This is a genomic window from Chitinophagales bacterium, from assembly GCA_041392475.1.
In the GTDB taxonomy this organism is placed as follows: Bacteria; Bacteroidota; Bacteroidia; order Chitinophagales; family UBA2359; genus JAUHXA01.
In genome coordinates, this window is sequence record JAWKLZ010000002.1 from 220,985 (window position 1) to 241,746 (window position 20,762).

At 41.3% G+C, this 20,762-nt stretch carries 22 protein-coding genes; 3 read left to right on the forward strand and 19 right to left on the reverse strand.

The genetic code is table 11. The features are described from left to right. Positions 1 to 64 precede the first annotated feature (64 nt). Entirely contained in the window at positions 65 to 1,228 is a 1,164-nt protein-coding gene (locus R3E32_14400; GenBank protein ID MEZ4885921.1) for an endonuclease/exonuclease/phosphatase family protein, read from the forward strand. Positions 1,229 to 1,235: 7 nt separating this feature from the next. On the opposite strand, the gene R3E32_14405 is transcribed toward R3E32_14400, so the two are convergent. From R3E32_14405 to R3E32_14445, 9 genes are all read right to left on the reverse strand, one after another. Next, positions 1,236 to 1,436, reverse strand: a complete 201-nt coding sequence (locus R3E32_14405) for a T9SS type A sorting domain-containing protein (GenBank protein MEZ4885922.1) — start codon at positions 1,434 to 1,436, stop codon at positions 1,236 to 1,238. 81 nt (positions 1,437 to 1,517) lie between these two features. Then, the gene (locus R3E32_14410) at positions 1,518 to 1,991 is read right to left on the reverse strand and encodes a hypothetical protein (protein MEZ4885923.1); all 474 of its coding nucleotides are present in this window, start codon (positions 1,989 to 1,991) and stop codon (positions 1,518 to 1,520) included. Continuing rightward, positions 1,885 to 2,322 (reverse strand): hypothetical protein, encoded by a 438-nt coding sequence (locus tag R3E32_14415; protein MEZ4885924.1) that lies wholly within the window; start codon positions 2,320 to 2,322, stop codon positions 1,885 to 1,887. Before R3E32_14415 ends, R3E32_14410 begins: the two co-directional genes overlap by 107 nt. A 112-nt stretch (positions 2,323 to 2,434) precedes the next feature. Further along, complete coding sequence (locus tag R3E32_14420) at positions 2,435 to 2,713, reverse strand: hypothetical protein (GenBank protein MEZ4885925.1); 279 nt, start codon at positions 2,711 to 2,713, stop codon at positions 2,435 to 2,437. 276 nt (positions 2,714 to 2,989) lie between these two features. Continuing rightward, entirely contained in the window at positions 2,990 to 3,115 is a 126-nt protein-coding gene (locus tag R3E32_14425) for a hypothetical protein (GenBank protein ID MEZ4885926.1), read from the reverse strand. Next, a complete protein-coding gene (locus tag R3E32_14430; GenBank protein ID MEZ4885927.1) occupies positions 3,099 to 3,905 on the reverse strand; it encodes a hypothetical protein in 807 nt (268 codons plus the stop codon). The genes R3E32_14425 and R3E32_14430 overlap by 17 nt, the downstream gene beginning before the upstream one ends. 243 nt (positions 3,906 to 4,148) lie before the next feature. Then, positions 4,149 to 4,472 carry a hypothetical protein gene (locus R3E32_14435; GenBank protein ID MEZ4885928.1) on the reverse strand — a complete coding sequence of 108 codons (324 nt, stop codon included), beginning with the start codon at positions 4,470 to 4,472 and terminating at the stop codon, positions 4,149 to 4,151. A gap of 274 nt (positions 4,473 to 4,746) precedes the next feature. Next, the gene (locus tag R3E32_14440; GenBank protein ID MEZ4885929.1) at positions 4,747 to 5,298 is read right to left on the reverse strand and encodes a T9SS type A sorting domain-containing protein; all 552 of its coding nucleotides are present in this window, start codon (positions 5,296 to 5,298) and stop codon (positions 4,747 to 4,749) included. A 102-nt stretch (positions 5,299 to 5,400) separates the two neighbouring features. Further along, entirely contained in the window at positions 5,401 to 5,667 is a 267-nt protein-coding gene (locus R3E32_14445) for a hypothetical protein (GenBank protein MEZ4885930.1), read from the reverse strand. 207 nt (positions 5,668 to 5,874) lie between these two features. Here R3E32_14445 and R3E32_14450 point away from each other — a divergent pair, with 207 nt between their 5' ends. Together R3E32_14450 and R3E32_14455 are read left to right on the forward strand one after the other, a co-directional pair. Next, on the forward strand, positions 5,875 to 7,176 hold the full coding sequence (locus tag R3E32_14450; protein ID MEZ4885931.1) for an ISNCY family transposase: 1,302 nt from the start codon (positions 5,875 to 5,877) through the stop codon (positions 7,174 to 7,176). A gap of 17 nt (positions 7,177 to 7,193) precedes the next feature. Further along, positions 7,194 to 7,376 carry a hypothetical protein gene (locus R3E32_14455; GenBank protein ID MEZ4885932.1) on the forward strand — a complete coding sequence of 61 codons (183 nt, stop codon included), beginning with the start codon at positions 7,194 to 7,196 and terminating at the stop codon, positions 7,374 to 7,376. A 195-nt stretch (positions 7,377 to 7,571) separates the two neighbouring features. Here R3E32_14455 and R3E32_14460 read toward each other — a convergent pair whose 3' ends face one another. The 10 genes from R3E32_14460 to R3E32_14505 all read right to left on the reverse strand — a co-directional run bounded on the left by R3E32_14460 (position 7,572) and on the right by R3E32_14505 (position 20,762). Next, positions 7,572 to 8,024 carry a hypothetical protein gene (locus tag R3E32_14460; GenBank protein ID MEZ4885933.1) on the reverse strand — a complete coding sequence of 151 codons (453 nt, stop codon included), beginning with the start codon at positions 8,022 to 8,024 and terminating at the stop codon, positions 7,572 to 7,574. A 44-nt stretch (positions 8,025 to 8,068) separates the two neighbouring features. After that, a complete protein-coding gene (locus tag R3E32_14465; protein MEZ4885934.1) occupies positions 8,069 to 8,260 on the reverse strand; it encodes a hypothetical protein in 192 nt (63 codons plus the stop codon). A 68-nt stretch (positions 8,261 to 8,328) separates the two neighbouring features. Continuing rightward, positions 8,329 to 9,078, reverse strand: coding sequence for a CPBP family intramembrane glutamic endopeptidase (locus R3E32_14470; GenBank protein MEZ4885935.1), 750 nt, complete (start codon positions 9,076 to 9,078; stop codon positions 8,329 to 8,331). A 75-nt stretch (positions 9,079 to 9,153) separates the two neighbouring features. Beyond that, positions 9,154 to 9,381: a hypothetical protein gene (locus tag R3E32_14475; protein MEZ4885936.1), complete on the reverse strand. Its 228-nt coding sequence runs from the start codon at positions 9,379 to 9,381 to the stop codon at positions 9,154 to 9,156. 430 nt (positions 9,382 to 9,811) lie between these two features. Next, positions 9,812 to 9,940 carry a hypothetical protein gene (locus R3E32_14480; GenBank protein MEZ4885937.1) on the reverse strand — a complete coding sequence of 43 codons (129 nt, stop codon included), beginning with the start codon at positions 9,938 to 9,940 and terminating at the stop codon, positions 9,812 to 9,814. After that, on the reverse strand, positions 9,900 to 10,139 hold the full coding sequence (locus tag R3E32_14485) for a hypothetical protein (protein MEZ4885938.1): 240 nt from the start codon (positions 10,137 to 10,139) through the stop codon (positions 9,900 to 9,902). The genes R3E32_14480 and R3E32_14485 overlap by 41 nt, the downstream gene beginning before the upstream one ends. A 60-nt stretch (positions 10,140 to 10,199) precedes the next feature. Then, entirely contained in the window at positions 10,200 to 10,346 is a 147-nt protein-coding gene (locus tag R3E32_14490) for a hypothetical protein (GenBank protein MEZ4885939.1), read from the reverse strand. A gap of 129 nt (positions 10,347 to 10,475) precedes the next feature. Further along, positions 10,476 to 11,258 (reverse strand): GxxExxY protein, encoded by a 783-nt coding sequence (locus R3E32_14495; protein ID MEZ4885940.1) that lies wholly within the window; start codon positions 11,256 to 11,258, stop codon positions 10,476 to 10,478. A gap of 112 nt (positions 11,259 to 11,370) precedes the next feature. After that, entirely contained in the window at positions 11,371 to 11,511 is a 141-nt protein-coding gene (locus R3E32_14500) for a hypothetical protein (GenBank protein MEZ4885941.1), read from the reverse strand. Between the two features lie 14 nt (positions 11,512 to 11,525). Continuing rightward, a complete protein-coding gene (locus tag R3E32_14505; protein MEZ4885942.1) occupies positions 11,526 to 20,762 on the reverse strand; it encodes a PfaD family polyunsaturated fatty acid/polyketide biosynthesis protein in 9,237 nt (3,078 codons plus the stop codon).

The following is a 20,762-nucleotide window of genomic DNA, read 5'->3' on the forward strand; positions in this document are numbered from 1 at the left end:
CAAAACCCATCCATACCTTGTTACAAACAAACACCTTCAATATCCAAAAAAATCTCAAATCACCATGCCTTTTTACCCTCCAATAAAAAACAAACCGCCCACCGAACAAGCACGTACTGCAAAGAAACTGCTGCAACTCAAAGACGCACTGCAAAAAGAAATTCCCTCCAAAACCTTCGACAACTTGCTCTTAGCAACTTGGAACATCCGAGAATTTGACTCCGCAGCTTACGGCAAACGTTTGGACGAAGCCCTGTTTTACATCGCCGAAATTGTATCGCATTTCGATCTGATAGCCATTCAAGAAGTGCGGGACGATTTGGAGGGATTGCAGCGGTTGATGAAAATATTGGGCCGTTGGTGGAAAGTCATTTTTACGGATGTGACGGAAGGCAGACCTGGCAATCGAGAGCGCATGGCGTTTGTCTATGACAGCCGAAAAGTTACCTTTGGAGGTCTGGCAGGCGAAGTAGTGCTGCCCGAAGTAAAAGTGGAAGGAGAAACGCACAACCTTCAGCAGCAATTGGCTCGCACACCTTTTATGGTGGGTTTTCAGGCAGGTTGGTGTTTTGTTTTGGTGACGGTGCATTTGATTTATGGTGAAGGCACTGCCGATCCGCCCGAAAGAGTGGCAGAAGCCGAGATGTTGTCTAATTTTTTGGCTGAAAAAGCCGACAAAAAAACAGCTTGGTCGAACAACATGGTTTTGTTGGGCGACTTCAACATCTTCAAACCCACAAACGATACTTTCCGAAAAATAGCCGCCAACTTCTACATCCCACAAGAACTACAAGACCTTCCGAGCAATGTGCCGCAAGACAAACACTACGACCAAATCGCTTTTCGTTCTCCATTGAAGCAAGAGTTTTTGGATGCCATTGCAGCAGGAACGCCTATCAAAGCGGGGGTTTTCAACTATTTTCAGCACGTTTTTACTGAAGCCGATGAAGCTACTTATATTCCTTATATGGACAGCTATGAAACCAACTCACGAGGTGAAGCAAGAGACGCAGCCGATAAAGCCAAATACTACAAAACCTATTGGCGCACCCATCAACTTTCTGACCACCTTCCAATGTGGATAGAAATCCCGATTGACCGCAGCCGACAATATTTGGAGGTTTTGGCAAAAGTCGAAGAAGTCATACCTGCTACTCGTAGTTTGGAAGCGGCATCAGAAGAATTGCCGATTGAAGCGATTGAGCAGAAATACGATGGGCTTTCTTGACTTCTCATCACTCCAAAACCACCACCTTCTCCCGCTTCAATGCCTGCCCGTCTTGCAGCCATGTAGCGATGTAAACCCCTGCTGCCAAGTCTGCAATATCAACCTGAGTTCCATCTTCTATCCACTCTTTCAAAACGACTCGACCTTCGATGTTGGTGAGTTGGAGTTGGAGGGGAGAAGCAAGAGTTGAAGGAATCTGGAATTTCAAAAATCTTTAGCAGGATTCGGACTCAACTGCAAACCTTCAACAACTTTTATTTCCTCAATATTGGATATAATCACCGTTGAATCACAACCCAACTCCCAACAAGTATTCCCCAAAGAGTCCATTTTGACAATCCAACCGTAGGGAATTGCACCGGCCTATGGTGTGGTCTGCATGCCCTGTCATCAAATATCCTCCATCACTTGTTTTTTTGAGGTCTCGTGGATAGACATTGTCGGCAATGATATTGCTTGGGGTCAATTGTTTGCTCCAAAGTGTATCTCCCATGCTATTGAAACGCATCAAATAGGGGCTAAAATAGTTGTCTATATTAGAGTCACATCGCATGGCTCCTGCTAAAAATTCATCATTTCCCAAAGGCAATAAAGGAGTTTGAATAGTATGCAAACAAGGAATGATTTGGTTTCTTTCCCGAATAAACTCCCCATTTTCATCCAAGATAGCTGTGTAGTCTTTCTGTTTCCCAACCAATATTTGAGGTTGCAGATATGAAATAATTCCCGCCAGATAATTGAACTGCTTGTGAACTGGCATCATTATCGTAGAGGGTTATTACTTTTTCCCATTCTTTTGAACCGTCATTGGAGATTTTTATTATGTAAATGTCGGAATCGGAATCTGTTATTGTAAGCCCTGATAAGATATAACCTCCGTCTAAAGTTTGATTGGCAAATAACCCATAGGAAATAGAGCCCAAAGGGTAGGTTTGAGACCACTCTTGATTTCCTTGATAATCTACTTTGATAACAAACATACTACGTTGATTCACATATCCCTCAGAACCTAATATTAAATATCCATTATCTTCTGTATGAATTAATGAGTATGAATAAACTACTATTTCTATACTATAGAATTTTTTTCCCATAAAATTATACCATTTTTTGTGAATTTTAGTAAATTAATTGTATAGGTATCACTTATATTTAATTTTTCAACATAAGACACAAGAAAATGATTTGGATTCTCAATATCTTGAATCATAGTATTAACTGGTGGAAAAAAGCTACTTCTCCTAATTTCTTTTTCCATTGTATATTTCCCAATTCATCTAATTTCAATAAATTTAAGTAAATTTTTCCTCCTTGTAGCATTTGTTCATAGTTTACTATCAAAAAACCATCTTCCGCTTCAAAACCTGAAAGGCAATAATTAAAGCTTTCTTGATTGGTTATTTCTTTGTTGAAGTAATGTACTTCTTGGGCTAATGTGAAATTTGATAGAAATAGTAAAATAATGAGGATTTCAGGAGTTTTCATAGACTATAAAGTATTTATAAATAGAAGAAAAAAGAAAATCTTAGATGAAAAAAAATGTCTTTTCACCTAAGATTTTGTCATAAAAAAAGGGAAACAATTATTTGGTGATTATCAGCTTCTGAGTGTGCTTCACCGCATCATTTTCCTTGATAGCGACTAAATAAATGCCTACACTTAAATTGCGAACATCTAAATGAGTCGATACTTTTTTTCGTGCATGAGAAAAGTCCAGTAATAAAAGTTCCTTTCCTATCTACCAGTTCCTGTTCAAAAACTCTACTCCAAAACCACCACCTTCTCCCGCTTCAATGCCTGCCCGTCTTGCAGCCATGTAGCAATGTAAATCCCTGCTGCTAAGTCTGCAATATCAACCTGAGTTCCATCTTCAACCCACTCTTTCAAAACGACTCGACCTTCGATGTTGGTGAGTTGGAGTTGGAGGAGAAGCAAGAGTTGAAGGAATCTGGAATTTCAAAAAATCTTTAGCAGGATTCGGACTCAACTGCAAACCTTCAACAACTTTTATTTCCTCAATATTGGATATAATCACCGTTGAATCACAACCCAACTCCCAACAAGTATTCCCCAAAGAATCCATTTTCACTATCCAACCGTATGGAATCGCATTCTCTCCTAAACGGAAATCAGCATGACCTGTCATCAAATATCCTCCATCGCTTGTTTTTTTGAGATCTCGGGGATAGACATTGTCGGCAATGATATTGCTTGGGGTCAATTGTTTGCTCCAAAGTGTATCTCCCATGCTATTGAAACGCATCAAATAGGGGCTGAAATAGTTGTCTATATTAGAGTCACATCGCATGGCTCCTGCTAAAAATTCATCATTTCCCATAGGCAGCAAAGGCGTTTGAATGGTATGCAAACAGCGAATAATTTGACTCCTTTCTCGAATAAACTCTCCATCTGCGTCTAAAATAGCTGTGTAGTGTTCTGTTTCCCAACCAATATTTGAGGTTGCAGATATGAAATAATTCCCGTCAGATAATTGAACTGCCTGTGAACTGGCATCATTGTCATAGAGGGTTATTACTTTTTCCCATTCTTTTGAACCGTCATTGGAGATTTTTATTATGTAAATGTCGGAATCGGAATCTGTGATTGTAAGTCCTGATAAGATATAGCCGCCATCCAAAGTTTGATTGGCAAATAACCCATAGGAAACTGTACCCATTGGGTAGGTTTGAGTGTCACCATTCTTGATTACCTATACTATCAACTTTAATTGCCAACATAGAGCCTGTATCTATATATCCTTCTCGTCCAATAATTAAGTACCCGTTATCGTTTGTATGAATTAGCCTGTGTGGTCGTGTGATATGGTCAGGATTTGGATACTGCTTCTTCCACAAAACATTCCCTTCCTCTGTACATTTTAACAAAACTATATAGGGGAAATTATTTATACCATTAGCCTCTACGTATGATACCAAAAAATGATTAGGATTTTTTTATCTCGAATCATGGTATTAACTGGTGGGAAAAAAGCTACCTCACCCAATCTTTTCTTCCATTGAATATTTCCGAATTCATCTAGTTTTAACAAATTTAGATAAATTGCGCCTCCTTGTAGCATTTGTTCATAATTCAACACAAGAAAACCATCAGTAACTTCAAAACTTGAAAGACAAAAATTAAAACTCTCTTGATTGATAACTGCTTTGTTGAAGTAATGTACTTCTTGGGCGAATGAAAAATTTGATAGAAATATTAGGCAGAAGATTATTGTAAAGAATTTCATAGACTATGGGGTTTTTATCAATTAAACAAAAAGAAAATCTTAGATGAAAAAAAATGTCTTTTCACCTAAGATTTTGTCATAAAAAAAGGAAACAATTATTTGGTGATTATCAACTTCTGAGTGTGCTTCACCGTATCATTTTCCTTGATAGTGACTAAATAAATACCCGCACTTAAATTGCGAACATCTAAATGAGTCGATACTTTTTTTCGTGCATGAGAAAAGTCCAGTAATAAAAGTTCCTTTCCTATCTACCAGTTCCTGTTCAAAAACTCTACTCCAAAACTACCACCTTCTCCCGCTTCAATGCCTGCCCATTTTGCAGCCATGTAGCGATGTAAATCCCTGCTGCTAAGTCTGCAATATCAACCTGAGTTCCATCTTCAACCCACTCTTTCAAAACGACTCGCCCTTCGATGTTGGTGAGTTGGAGTTGAAGAGGTTTGGAGGTGCAGTGAGCGGGGATTTGGATTTGAAGGTGGGATTTGGTGGGGTTGGGACTCAACTGCAAACCTTCAACAACTTTTATTTCCTCAATATTGGATATAATCACCGTTGAATCACAACCCAACTCCCAACAAGTATTCCCCAAAGAGTCCATTTTGACAATCCAACCGTAGGGAATTGCACCAGAGCCTATGGTGTGGTCTGCATGCCCTGTCATCAAATATCCTCCATCACTTGTTTTTTTGAGGTCTCGTGGATAGACATTGTCGGCAATGATATTGCTTGGGGTCAATTGTTTGCTCCAAAGTGTATCTCCCATGCTATTGAAACGCATCAAATAGGGGCTAAAATAGTTGTCTATATTAGAGTCACATCGCATGGCTATGCTAAAAATTCATCATTTCCCAAAGGCAATAAAGGAGTTTGAATAGTATGCAAACAAGGAATGATTTGGTTTCTTTCCCGAATAAACTCCCCATTTTCATCCAAGATAGCTGTGTAGTCTTTCTGTTTCCCAACCAATATTTGAGGTTGCAGATATGAAATAATTCCCGCCAGATAATTGAACTGCTTGTGAACTGGCATCATTATCGTAGAGGGTTATTACTTTTTCCCATTCTTTTGAACCGTCATTGGAGATTTTTATTATGTAAATGTCGGAATCGGAATCTGTGATTGTAAGTCCTGATAAGATATAGCCGCCATCCAAAGTTTGATTGGCAAATAACCCATAGGAAACTGTACCCATTGGGTAGGTTTGGACATTCTTGATTACCTAGTGCTTGAACGATAAGGCACAAATATTTGATATTGATTAAAATAAAGAGCTTTTTTTGCTTGAATTTTATAGTAGAAATTATTATCTTAGCAATTGCAATATTTGTATAATGTTAATTACGAATCAAATGATGATTTGTCTGTCTATGAGATTCGTGTAAAAAAGTATTACTATCTGATGCGTAAAGAATTTGAAGCACAATTACAATTGGATTCGATTCCTATTGGAGAGGTAGAAATAGATATGCGAAGCCGTCATGAGCTACCTCAACTATTAGCAGGATTACAGCATATTTTCACGAATGAAGCACTTCGAACAGCCGTTCTGAAAGTTTTATCTGAGGCTATTTTGTCAGAAAAAAAAGCGACGGGTCGTTTGGGAATGAGTTTATGGGAATTATTTGTTTTGGGTTGTTGCCGTCTAAATTTAAATATAGATTATGATAATCTACATGATTTATCGAATAATCACCATTCACTTCGAGGGATATTAGGTGTAGCAACGAGAGGTTATCTACCGAATGTAAAACATTATTGTTTGCAAACAATTAAAGATAATGTTGGTTTACTTACTGAAGATAACCTTAATGAAATCAATAAAATAATAGTTAATGAAGGTCATCAATTAAAAAAAAAGGAAGGTAAAATTTTAGAGTTGAATCTCAAAGCAGATTCGTTTGTAGTAGAACGTCATATTCATTTTCCAACCGATATCCGTTTATTGTGGGATTGTGTACATAAATGTATTGGTTTTATAAAGCTGTTAAAAAGCGTAGTAGACATATCAGGATTACGTAATTATAAATCAATACGTAAAAAAATAAAAAGATTATATACGCTTACAGCAAGAATACATAAACGAAAAGGTAATAATTATATAAAACGCCTTCAAGATTCGACAGAGGAGTATTTGGCAGCAACCTATCCTTTATTAAAGAAAGTGAATGATTTAGTAGAAGCTTTGAGTGAAATAATTGATTCAAAACCTCACTTAGCAACAAAGTTAGAAAGCTTGAAATATTATCGAGATATGTTAAAAAAACATATCGATTTGGTGGATAGACGTATTCTACAAGGCGAACAAATTCCTCATTCGGAAAAGGTATTTTCCATTTTTGAACCTGAAACGGAGTGGTTGAAGAAGGGCAAGGCGCACCCAAATGTAGAATTGGGGCATAATGTGTTGATTGTAACTGACCAATTTCACTTTATTGTTTATCACAAAGTAGCTGTAAAAGAACAAGATAAGGATTTAGTGATTCCATTAGGGAAGGAATTACAGGAACGCTTCAAAGAAAAGTGCAAATTGTATAGTATTAGTTTTGATAAAGGTTTCTGGCTGAAATCAAATAAGGAAGCGATGGAAAAAATATTCGATATAGTTGTGATGCCTAAAAAAGGAAAACCAACTATTGCTGAGAAAGAGGCGTACCATAGGCAGATAACTACAAAACTTATAAGCGTAAACATAGTGCAGTAGAATCAAATATTAATGAATTGGAACAGGGTGGTTTGGATAAAGTAGCGGATAAGGGCTTGGATGGCTTCAAGAAATATGTGGCATGGGGAGTATTGGCTTACAATTTAAAGCGATTGGGCAGATTGTGCATGGAGCAGCAAAAAGCGAAAGCCAAGAAACTGCAAAAAGCGAAAAAACGAAAGCTCAAAAAAGCCTCTTGAGTTTCAAAATAGGCTTTTCTTTATAAATTGTTGATAAATAAGATTTTAACGTATTTCATAGGGGATTGTCTGCTCCGAAATGAGCGCAATGCAATGTATATCAGTAATTTAGAAAGAAATTGCCTCAAAACTCAAAAAAACATTCTCATAGATGTTTTTTTTTAATCTGTTTTTAATAAAAAAGCCTGTTTTCGTTCAGGCACTAAATACAAGTTGAAGTCCATGCTCTTGCTCCCATTCGCATTCACATGTTATGTTCAGATAAATATCTTCATCTCTTCTATTTCTTCTTGTTATGTAAATGCCTTGTGGGTAAACATATTTCCATATCTCGTTTTTATTTTTCATCTCCCACAATGGCTTGTCCATTTCATCATATCCAATAGTATTTAAAAATTCCATACAGTTTTTATGCACTAATTCTGAAAGTTCTAACCTTTCTTCCTGTTTCTTAGAAAGGAAATTTTCCAATGCATTATCTGCCTCAACCATAAATTCTTTATCATCCTCTGGAACAAAATCCATAAATGTTATTTTCAATTCTTTATTTTCGAGAAAAGGAATTTGCATTGGCTTACTTTCCCACCAATCATCAAATTCTTCATTTTGAATTAATCTACCAATTACCTTAGATTCAATTTCTTTCATTTTTTTATTTATTGCTGACCGCTAACGTCAGTCTGTGAAATAACTCACTTTCTACCCTCCAAAAATAAACCTTTTCCCAACACCATGCACCACAAGACACAATTGTAACAATCGTAGCGAATATGTGCGTTTGTGCATATCCATCCAAATTCTGTCTTTACCTTTTGCTTATCTTTCATGAGTGCTGTATTCTTCAAAGGCTTTGGTGAGTTGAGATTGAAGGTTTTGGTATGCATGCTTGGAGTCGGTCAAGAATGGGAGATTGGCTTATTGTCTAAAGTTCAATACCTATGGGAGTACCTAATCAATTGGCAATAGTATTTTCTTTTTCCCATTTTTTTATAATTGTAAACCAGATAACTATAGATACTCCTAAGGTTATCAATTTCTCGTTTCCGTCAATTCCATTTTTGATTAAGGCATTAAACATCATAATTTGGATAATCATGTGGAAACAGGCACATGCAATAATAGATTTTGTAGATTCAGCTACTTGTCCAATTCCCCAACTTCCAAGAATCATCATCGATAGAAAAAAAAGATTATCTCCAACACTTACTTTAGTCAAAAAGGTCAAATGCCACAAGTACCATATCCCTCCAATTATTATATATTTTTGCCAAGGCTTTAATGTTTTCAATTCTTCTTGTAAATATCCTCTCCATCCATATTCCTCCATTATACAATAGAGTAAAGTTCCAATTGCAGCTATGAGTCCATAAATATGATAGTTCATTTCAAAGTCATTTTTTACTCCAATTAATGTTAGAATAATGATTGGAATAGTCGCCATTATGAGACTTTTTGACCTTGAAGTTCCTAATAAGGATATTTCAGTTTTCCTTTGTTTTTTTAAAAAAGGAATAATTATTAAAGCACCAATTATAACTCCAATGCCTTCAGCGAGAACAGTAGTTAATATAAAAATCCAAGGGGGTAATTTTTCCAATTCCGATTTAAGTTCGAAGATGTCAAATCTAAAGATATTGGATATTGCAGCTGCTATAATAAAAAATACTATTATCCTTTTCCAATTAATTTTTTCGTTTTCCATATTATTGCCAACGTCAGTTCGTGAAATAACTCACTTTTAACCCTCCAAAAATAAACCTTTTCCCAACGCCATGCACTACAAGGCATCACACAATTGTAAAATTTGTAGCGAATAGGTGCGATTGTGGACGCTCTCAGCACCAAAATCAGTCAAAAAACAGAAAAACGGCATTTTAGCCGCTTGATTAGCTCTTTTACGTCCAAAATAAACATTGCTCTCCTCAGATTGTAGGCGGAGCATATCCCTCCAAATTCTCCCTTCACCTTTTGCTTGCCTTTCATCAAAGTGTAGGCGTAAGACCAAGCTCGTTTTATCGTTCCGAATGGGTGTTCGACAATCGCTTGACAGCGGCGTTAGAGTTCCTTGTTCGATTCGGTGCGTTTGATTTCTCTGCTATTTCTAATCCTGAAGAGCCGTATGAATCGAGAGGTTCACGTACGGTTCTGTGAGAGGGTAGGGAATTGTTTGGTCAGTTCCCCGCTCTACTCGCCTTTTATTTTAAAATTCTTCTAAAAATTCAAGATGTTCAATTTCATAGGAATAGTCGCTGTCTTTCCTATTCAAAAATAAATCATTTTACTCTTTAAATCTCTAATTGAGCTTTACGCTTCAACCAAGCAGCCTCCCGCATAATCCTCTCCACAACAACCCGAACCTCCCAATTCTCCACCTTCTCTAAATCCGTACCCTTCACTCCAAAACTTTAAATTGAAGTTTCAGAGGAATTTTTAAATCAACGGTCATCATAATGCCCTCTAAAAGAAGTGACATCTACTTCCTTCAATTCTTCATAGACCACATAAATCATTCGGTCTTTTTGATTAAATCGACATGGGACGATTCCCTTTTTTACGTGCTTCAATAGATTGAAGGAGAGAAGTTAGTGAACGTTTGTCTTGAAGTAGGCTTAGGGTTTCGACCATACTGTTCCAATTTTCCTGTTCCACCAATACGACCGAACCCTCATCAGTCACAATCACCGTTTCTTCCTCTGTTTGAATAGTAGAAGCAATGATTTGGGGTAGATTGTGAACCGCATTTTTTAAGGTTGTTGCTTTCATTATTTTGCTTTTTGATTGATTTACAACAAGTAAATACCAGTATAAGTTTCTTTTTGCAAACTAAAGTCCCAAAGCCTCTTTACGCCTCAACCAAGCAGCCTCCCTCATAATCCTCTCCGCAACAACCGCCACCTTACGATTCTCCACCACTTCCAAATCCGTACCCTTCACCCAATCATTAAACGCACCCATCGAAGGACTGCACATACTTTATTGAACAAGAACTCTTAGATGAAAAAGAACTTTGCTCGTATGGGATAGAAACGAGTATTCAGTTAGTACGCCAAGTATGAAAGTTCCTTTTCCTATCTAGCAGTTCCTGTTCAAAACCCCACATCAAGGTCTTTTCAAATAACTGCACTCCAATCGAATACCACTAAAATTAAAAACCAAACCATCTTGACAGCCTATGTATTTGAGATAGCGAGTAAATCTTGATTTCAGTAAAGGTGTGATTTTTTGAACAGCAATAATTGCGACTAAAGTTCGTCTGTCTATCTTGAAGAAATTCACCCATTTCTCACCCAAATACTCATTGCAATAAACAGCACTGATTTTATCCTTTGTCTCAAAAAACAAATCCCTGCTTATCAATTCTTGAAAAAAAGCCCTCCGATATATTTCCTCATAAAATCCAGGTCCTAAAACCTGCGAAACTTCAGCCGCTGCCTCAAAAATCTCTTTCAATTTTTCCTTTTCAGCAATAGTCACTTTCTCAAAATCAAACACATTCTGCAAAGCTTCCTCTTGTTGGCATTTGTTAGGAATAATTTGCCTTTGCAGTTTCTGTCCTGCAAAATCAACCAAAATTCCAATAGGTTTCTGAAAACCTTTGAGATAAGAAATAATTTGTGCTTTGTGAAGATTTGTCAATGTTCCAACCGCTTTCAACTCTACAATCACTTTATCTTCCACCACCAAATCAGGTCTATACTTAGCTATCTTTTTCTCCTTATAAAACACATCATACTCCTCTTGAGCAGCTACTTGAATCCCTTTATTTCGCAACGCAATCACCAAAGCTTCTTCATACACATTCTCCCACCAAATATTTCCTAACTCATCATATACATGAAAAATGCAGTTTACAATGTCGTAGATTAAATCTTTGTGTATCATTATTTTACTTCCTTTCTTTTGAACAAGAACTGCTAGATAAAAAAGAACTTTTCTTCACTATATTTTGGTCTTGTGTTTAGTAAAGTACAATTTAATTTCTACAAGTTCCTATTCAAAAATCCGAAAAACCAATAAACAACAAGTCCATAGTATCACAAGCAAGTTCCTTTCCATCTAAGAGTTCCTGTTCACACGACCCCAAAAGCCAACAAACCACAAGCCCCATAACCCCACAAGCAAGTTCTTTTCCCATCTAGCAGTTCATGTTCAAAAATCCAAATCCAAACCCAAAGCTCCCATCCTATTCAACCAAGCCGCCTCCCTCATAATCCTCTCCGCAACAACCGCCACCTTCCGATTCTCCACCTCCTCCAAATCCGTACCCTTCACCCAATCATTAAACGCACCCATCGAAGGACCACACCAAATCTGATAATCCATCTGACGACCAGCCTCACCCACATTTGCCCAGCGAGAAGAAAGCCCCAAATACCAACGGAAAATCAAAGCCATTTTGCGTTTCGGATTGTTGTTCGCCCGTTCGATTTGCAACGGGTCACGCTCCATGAAAAAGTCAACTGTACCCTGCCAAACATCCTCCAAAGAACGACGGAAAACCGTCTTTTCCAACTTCACCCGTTCCTCCAAAGGAATCGCCTCAATACTATCATATTGACGATACAACTCATACAATTTCTTCGCACGAATCGGAAACAGCGTCCCCTTCTTCAAGACCTGTAGCTCCACACCCATCTCAAACATATCCGCAGCAGGAGCCATCATCACATCCGTTTGTGAAGCCTCCGCCAAGACCTTCCGCACATAATCCGAGCTCCCCGACTCCACACACGCCTGATTCACCGAACCCGTCACAATATAAGCCGCCCCCATTTGAAACGTCGCCAAAGCCGCCTCAGGCGTACCAATACCACCGCCAGCACCAATCCGCACCTTTCGAGTATAACCCAATTCCGCCTGAATCGCATCTCGCAGTCGAATAATCGCAGGCAACAACGCCACCAAAGGACGATTATCCGTATGACCGCCACTATCCGCCTCCACCGTCACATCATCCGCCATCGGCACACGAGCCGCCAATTCCGCCTGATGCGCCGAAATCTTACCCGCCTTCACCAAAGCATCCAAAATACGCTTAGGCGCAGGACGCAAAAACTTCTCCGCCACCTCATGTCGGGACACCTTCGCAATCACACGATTGCCCATTTCCACACTTCCATCAGCCGCTTCCTTCAAGCCCGCCACACGGTAATACACAATATGCGGAGTCAAGCCCAAAAATGCCGAAGCCTCCACCGTATGCACCCCATGTTTCAAAAACAAATTCACCGACTCTTCCTCCAATCTCGGCTCATTCGGACTGTGAATCAAATTGAAGCAATACGCCCCGTTCGGCAATTCCGCTTGAATTTGTTGAATTGCCGCTTCCACTCTTTCGGGCACCAAACCAGCCGCTCCAAAAGAACCCATCAAACCAGCCTTACCCATCGCAATCACCAACTCTGCAGAAGCAATACCATTCGCCATCGCTCCCGTTTTATACGCATATTTCACCCCATGAAACTCCCTAAAGTCAGCATCCCCCAACATTTCAGGAGTCGAAGCCCCTTGACAAGCCAACAACTTCCAACCCTGTTGCGTAGCCATTGAAGCCGTCTCCAAATCATTCGTAGCCGCCTTTTGACCTTCTTTATTTTCCAATAGAAATACGGGCAGTTCCAAGTTTTTTAATATTGTGTTTATTTCTACTTGATTGATAGCTAAACCGCTCAACTGTTGACAAGGTTGAGAACCGTTGCCAAAGTTTTCGCTACCTTGGTCTTGAACGGAAACCTTGCCAACAATTTCCAATTTTGGCAACGGTTGAAGTGACCCCTCTTCCACACAAATCCCCAAATCCGTCACCTCATAAATCCTCAATCCCCCTTTCCATACCGAAGCATCCCCAACAATATTCAACGTCCTCCGAGTTTCCCCGTCCACCGTCTTCTGTCCACCGTCAACCGTTTTCACATTCACTTCCAGTCGTAGGTCATCCTCATACCTCAAAAACTGCCCACGATACTTCCAAGTCGTCTTATGTGCATCCACCTGCGTAAACCTCGGATTCACAAAATCACTCCCCAATCCAGACTCCAAAGCATAAGCCTGCATCGCCTGCAAAATCGCCTCCACTCCCAAAGAACCAGGCATCACAGGGTCTTGGTAAAAATGACAATAAAAGAACCACTCATACGCCTTCACCACACGAGTCCCATACACATAGCCCTTGCCATACTTACCACCATCCTTCACTACACCAAAAGCATCCAACAAATTCAACTGATTGCCGCTCAATCTATAATGCGGCATTGCAGCCTTTCGGCTATAATATTTTTCAATACCCGTTTCCCGCTTCAAATCAATCAAATCTAAATCCATGCCCTTCTCTTGCCACCAAGTCGGCACCTGCTTTCCATTATCCAAACCTGCTTGATTCTTCAATGCCTCCGCAGGGAAAAAACCAAAGGCAGCTTTACCCTTATAAAACACCACACCATCCGCACTCACTTCAAAAGTAAAACGATTCAAAACCGTTCCAGCCAACGCCACACTCGAAGTCAGCACACACACATTTGTAATCGTTTTACCTCGCAAATCAGGCATTTCGCCCATTTCGCCATCACCATCCAAATTCCTAAAGAACAGCTCTCTATCCGAAAATTGTAGGGTACTTCCCATCCAAGCCGCCAACAAACCACAAGGCTGCAAAGCCACCTCCATCAACACCGAATACGGCATCACAGGTGCAGCATTCTGCTCAAAATACCAAGCATCCACAGGCACATCGTATTCTGCTACAATCGTTGGATTGTTCTTAAAATTTTGTCGTTCACCCCTGATTTCCAGCACTCTCGAAATCACCTGCAAATCCGTATTTGGCTGCCTTGAAGTCCGTTTGCCATTGTACACCGCAAACTCTTTCGCTCCAAACGCCTTCTCAATCGAACCCAATGCAAACTCCGTCACATGACTTTCATCCATCAAAACAGGTTTACTTACCTTCTTGACCGCCACACCATTGAAGCTATCCGACTTTTCACGCTTGTACCACGGCGCAGTTTTCTCCGCAATCCGCAAGCCCAAATTCTCAAACAAAACCGCAATCGTTCCGTCCTCCGTCAATATCTCCAAATCCGAAACCACATAAGGTTCAGGCAACAAACCAATCTCCTTGACCTCCATTCGGTAAATCAATTTTCGTTGGTCGTTTGTAATCTCTTTTCTGCAAATCACCTTTTGCGGCAAATCCACAATTGGCTGAAAACGTGCATCCTTCGTCACCCTTTGCAGCCCCAAATAGAGCATGAAAAAGCGCAGCAACTGCCCGCCACCTTCCGCCTGCAATGAACCCGCCATTACCTCATCATCCCTAAAATGACAAGGAAAATACCAATCATTCGGGTTCAAATCCTTCACCGCTTCAATGTATCCCAAGCCGTAAGCACCGCCTGTTCTGTCGAGTTTAGTGATTCTATCCAACATCAAAATCTTTGCAGGGGGCAAGCGCAAAGACCCATTTCGACCGTCTGCAAAATAGCTTTCATCCCCAAAACAAGCCACCATATCGCCATTCACCAAAGCCGTCAATTCCTCCTTCGAGAACTCCGTTTTTGGGCAGTCCAACAAAGGAATAAATTCCTGTTTTTGAGCATTTTTCTTGGCTGCAATCTGTTCGGGCTTATAGACCACACCATGTCCAACAGCCAAATCCTCATGTGAGAAAAAGCCCGCACAACCGCCATCCATCTTCAAGACCATTCTATCTTCCACATAACAGCGGTAACTAAAGAAAAACAACAAGTTGCGTCCACTTTTTGCATAACTGTTGATACTGATGTCATAACGCAACGTCTGCCCCTCCAACGGCAAATCATCCAAAAAAGTCAGCGTACAATCCAACAAACGGTACATCAATTCCCCCTTGTTTTGGAGGTCAATCCCAATGTAAGAAATCAACATCAAATCACATTGACCCGACTCCACAGCCACAGCCCACGGAATTTGCCCATCCGTTGTGTACCACGCATTGTAGGGAATATCGTACTCCGTCTGCATCGTAGAAGGCTTATATTCACCGAGTTTCGCTTTCACATCCGTAATCCGACTCACCAGCAAATAAGGGTCCATCGGCATCATCACCCGTTTTTTGTAGGTGTCAATTATCGCATATTCCTCACCATACACATTGGAAATTTTGCCGTAAGCAAACTCCCGCAAATCCTTCTCATCCCAAATCACATTCCTGCCCTCCAATCGCTTAGGGTCGCTATAATCCTGCAAAATCAAACCATTCTCACCCATTCGTTCCTTATGCGAGTCCTGATTTTGTTCTGCATCCTCCAATGAACCATTGCCATTTTTATGGTGATTCCCATTGGAGTGACCGTTTCCGTTCCCATTGAAGTTTGTAGTTTGTTCTACCACCAAATTTTGATGCCCGTTTTGATTTGCCATTTTATTTGTTTGCTGATTTATTGTCAAATTTGTTGTAATACCTGCTGAATCCTCAACCTTCAAAGTCGCTACCCCTGCCTCTTTGTTTACCGTTTCCCCATTCGTAGCCCACGAATTAATTCGTGGGCTACGAATGGGTGTTGCTGTTGAATTATTTATTTCTGTAAAAACCACATCTTCCTCCCTCAACTTCTCTTTCTTCGGAAAAGCAATTTTCACCTTCTGATTCACATACTTCTCCACCCCAAAAAACTCCCGATTCTCCTCCGTCACCAACATATCAAAAATCCTATCACCCCCCAAAGTAATCCTTTGAAGCAGTTGTCGTTTCTTCTTTTTCTTCAAACCCACTTTCACTGCTCCGTCAGTCGTCTCCCGTCCATCGTCAGCCGTCAAGACCGACAGGTCAACAGGAATCCGATGACTCACCAAAGTCGCCAAAACGCCCAAAATATTTCGCATTTCGGACTTCCCTTTGTAGTTGATAGAAACCGCAATATGTTCCTTACCCTCCAAATTCTCCTGAATCCACCTCGTACAAGTCGCACTAGCCCCCAGCTCAATAAACACCCTTGCACCATCCCCATAAATCTTATGCATCAACCTCGGGAAATCCACAGGCTCACAACAAGTTCGAGCCGCCGTTTCCGAAATCACCCGCTCATCAAACGGCAAAACTCCAGCCGTTGTAGCCGAATAAAAATCCACCCCTTCCATCGGATACACCTTCAAACTGTGCATCTTCACCAGCCCATCCCAATCCTTCCGCACAAAATCATGATGAGCAATATTGTTGAGGTCAATCTCCACCGAAGTACAACCCAACACCTCCGCTAAAGCCTTACATTGCGTTCTATCTCCCGACACAATCACCTCACTCGACGTATTCACAAAACTCAAATACACTCGGTCATAGCCTCCAATATGCGCCTCCAAATGCGCCAAAGAAGTCATCAACACCAAAGTCGTCCACTCCTTTTTCGCCTCCTCCCACGGCATCCCCCAATGTTCCGCCAAAGTCTCCATCTTACCCGACAATCGCCGCTGAAAAATAGGAGAATCATGCACATATTCCATCACCTTATCCGCCTTCCAAACACCCATCGCATACCACATTGTACTCGTTTCGCCCATGCTATAGCCCATCACCTTCTTAGGCTTCACCCCAAAATACTCCTGCAAAATATGTGTATAAATCGCCGAAAACGAAACACCCACCGCCATCGCACCAATTGCATCCAAAGGCGAAACCTTGCCAAAGTTTTCATTCTGTTCAAAATCCCTCTCCATCTCTCCATCTCTCCGTTCAATTTTTGCGTCCAGTGTGTCTAACTCCCTCCGTGCCTCTGTGCCTCCGTGTTCACTTTTTGCGTCCAGTGTGTCTAACTCCCTCCGTGCCTCCGTGCCTCCGTGTTCAATTTTTGCGTCCAGTGTGTCTAACTCCCTCCGTGCCTCTGTGCCTCCGTGTTCACTTTTTGCGTCCAGTGTGCCACCGTCCACCGTCTCCCGTCCACCGTACAGCCGTTTACTAAACAACATACTCTCCACATTTGGCACCTGCCCCTCAAACCAATCATACAAGTTCGGAAACAAGGAAAACAACTCCTGACCAAGCCCCTGATAAGCATTAGAAGAACCAGGGTAAACAAAAGTCACCTCCGCATCTTTTCCCAAAGGCTTCCCCACAAAATAACTCCCATTAGGAGTCCGCCAAGTAGCCCCGTTATCAAACGCCCGCTTCAAAGTCTTAAAGACATAACCAATATCCCGCAACAACTTTTTCGCAGAATCTCCCACCAAAGACAAGCAGTATTTTCCTTCAATATTCTCTTGGTAAACATCAAAGCAATCCGAAGAAACATCCGAAAGCTTTTCGCCCCCCTTCAATTTCCCTTCAATCCTCTCCAATTGCGTCAAAATCGCTTCAAGACCATTTCCTGCAATCGGCAACAAAACCATTGGCTGCTGCTGCAAATAAGAATGCGACCTTTCCACCCCCTTCTTTGTACCTTCACCAAGCAACACCTCCGCCAAAGTACCATCCACACCAAAACTCCGAATCAAAGCCTTCCTATCCACTTGCCCCTCCACCAAAACCCAAGGCTTCGCAAGAACATTATCTATATCATTCTTATCTGTACCGTCGGACTTGTTCTGTAAAAATCCATTCGATGACACTCCAAGCGCACTCGGAATCACCCGATAATACACACACAAAGCCGTTTTAATCAAACTCGCCATCCCCGCAGCTGCAAAAGTATGTCCAATACTTCCCGAAACACTCCCATGCGAAACTTTGCCAACAATTTCCAATTTTGGCAACAATTGAGCATACACATCCCCAGAAACCTCCACCAAATCAACCCCACCAAAAAATCTCTCCACCTCTCCATCTCTCCGTTCAATTCTTGCGTCAAGTATGCCTAAATTCCTCTGTGCCTCCGTGCCTCCGTGTTCATTTTTTACATCCAGTGCAGCAAGTTCCTTTCCACCTATAAGTTCCTGTTCAAAACCTCTCTGTGCCTCCGTGCCTCCGTGTTCATTCCACCGCAAACCATCCACCGTTCCATAAACCCTATCATTCTCAGAATCCTCCAAACGCTTCAAAACCACAGCCCCCGCACCTTCACCAACTTTCCACCCTTCAGGCATCAACTGATTCCGCAAAAGCACACTCTCCAAACCACCAGCCAAATCGACCGCACCAATCACCACCGCATCAATCTCACCACTCGCCAACATCGTCTGAGCGATTTCCAAAGCCCGAAAAGTCGAATTTTCACCCGCCGAAAGCGTAAACGTAGGCCCATTAAAATCCCACAAAGCCGAAATTCGGCTCGCCATAATATTTCCAATAAAACTCGTATGTTGACTCGCCGAATTATCCTCTTGACTCGACCTACGAATCGCATTTTTGGTCAATTCCTCCAATTTAGCCTGTTCCTCCTCCGAAAACTCCAAATCACTATTCTGCAACAAACTCGGAATCTGCCAATCCAAATCCCAACGAGCGAGGTATTGGTGAATCGCCAACTCCGTTTCCATCGCCACAATCACCGCCACATTATTCGACTCCAAAGCCTTCTCATCAAAACCCGCATCTTTCAGTGCATTGTCCGCCACCTTCAACATCAAAGTCTGTTGCGGCTCCAACTTTTCCGCCTCTCTCGGCTGAATCCGAAAACGCAACAAATCAATCTCAAAATCTTCAATATACGCACCCATTGGAGGTTTTGCCCCCTCCAATCCATATGCCTCCAACAACTCTTGGTTATCTTCAAAACCTTTCCACCGCTTCTTAGGCAATTCTCCAAAATCCTTTTTGCCGCTCGCTATCGTCTGCCAAAATTCTTCCAAATTGCGACAGCTTCCAAAGTGAGCTTCCATGCCAACGATGGCAAGAGGTTTAGGCGAAACTTTGCCAACAGTTGAAAACTTTGGCAACAGTTGAGTCGATTCTTTTTCTTGTTCGCCGTTCAACTGTTGGCAAGGCGTAAAGCCGTTGCCAAAGTTTTCACTATTTTTTTGTTCCTTTCCATCTAGCAGTTCCTGTTCAAAATTCCTCTCCATCTCCCCATCTCTCCGTTTATTTTTTGCATCCAGTGTGTTCCGTGCCTCCGTGCCTCTGTGTTCATCACACCTCTCCAAAACAATATGTCCATTCGTTCCTCCAAAACCAAACGAATTCACCCCCGCAAAATCCACCTCTTTCAGCAAATGTTCCGTTACAATCTTACTCTTATCCACCAAGCCATTTTGCGACACCAGCGACTCCTCCAAGTGAATACTAGCAGGAACAATCCCTTTGTGCATCGCCAAAATCACCTTGATAATCCCCGACATACCAGCCGCCGTCAGCAAATGCCCCATATTCGACTTCACTGAACCCAATAAAGGCACATCCTTTCCTTTACTATCTCCCCAAAAACTATCAATCGTATTCACCTCCGTTTTATCACCCAAAGGCGTACCCGTAGCATGACACTCCAAATATTCAATTTGATGCGGATTGACTTCACTATTTTGGTAAGCACGCTCCAAAGCCAGCAACTGCCCACGAGGATTCGGGCTCAACAAAAACTTTCCCTTTCCATCATTTGACAAACCCACACCACTAATCAAAGCGTGAATCCTATCCCCATCCCTCACCGCATCCTCATACCGCTTCAATACCAACATTCCAGCTCCTTCCGACGAAATCAAGCCTCCCGAATCCTTATCCAGAGGCGCAAATTTATCCCCCTCTTTGGAGTAAGCTCTGAAAATCGAAAAGCCCATGTGAATAAACAAAGGGTCGGCACAACTCACCGCCCCCGCCAACATCATATTCGCCTTTCCCGTCTGCAAATAATCACACGCAAACTTAATCGCATACAAAGACGAAGCACACGCTGCATCCAATGCAAAATACGCTTGCTGCAATCCCAACACATCCGCCACAATTGAAGCAGGAGAACTTGCAGTTGTCGCATCTAACTTACAATCACCAGAACTTTGGCAACGGTTTTCAACCTTGCCAACAGTTTCACCATTAACCAACTCCTGCAATCCCTTCTCCAAAGTATCCGTATAAAAATGCGAAAGATGGTCATGCGACTTCCTTGTAGGAAAAGACAAATTCCCCAAAATCAGCCCACAATCCTTCAATGCCTTTTCCGACTGCCAATATCCACTGTCCTTCAATGCCTCCTTCGCCACATACAGCGACCATTTGTGAATGTCATCCAAACGCCCCAACAAGCCTTCCTTCAAATCATATTCCTCTGCCGCAAACTCAAAATCACGAATAAACCCACCTTTCAGTGAATAACACTTATCCACCTTCCCTTTTTCGGGGTGGTAAAAATGCTTCGTATCAGCTCCAAAATCCGTTTCGGTAGCTGTCGTTGTGACATCCTTCTTGTTGATAAGGTTCTCCCAAAGCTCCTCCATATTTTTGGAGCCTGGAAAAAGACCTGATATGCCGATGATGGCTATTTTATGTTGCAT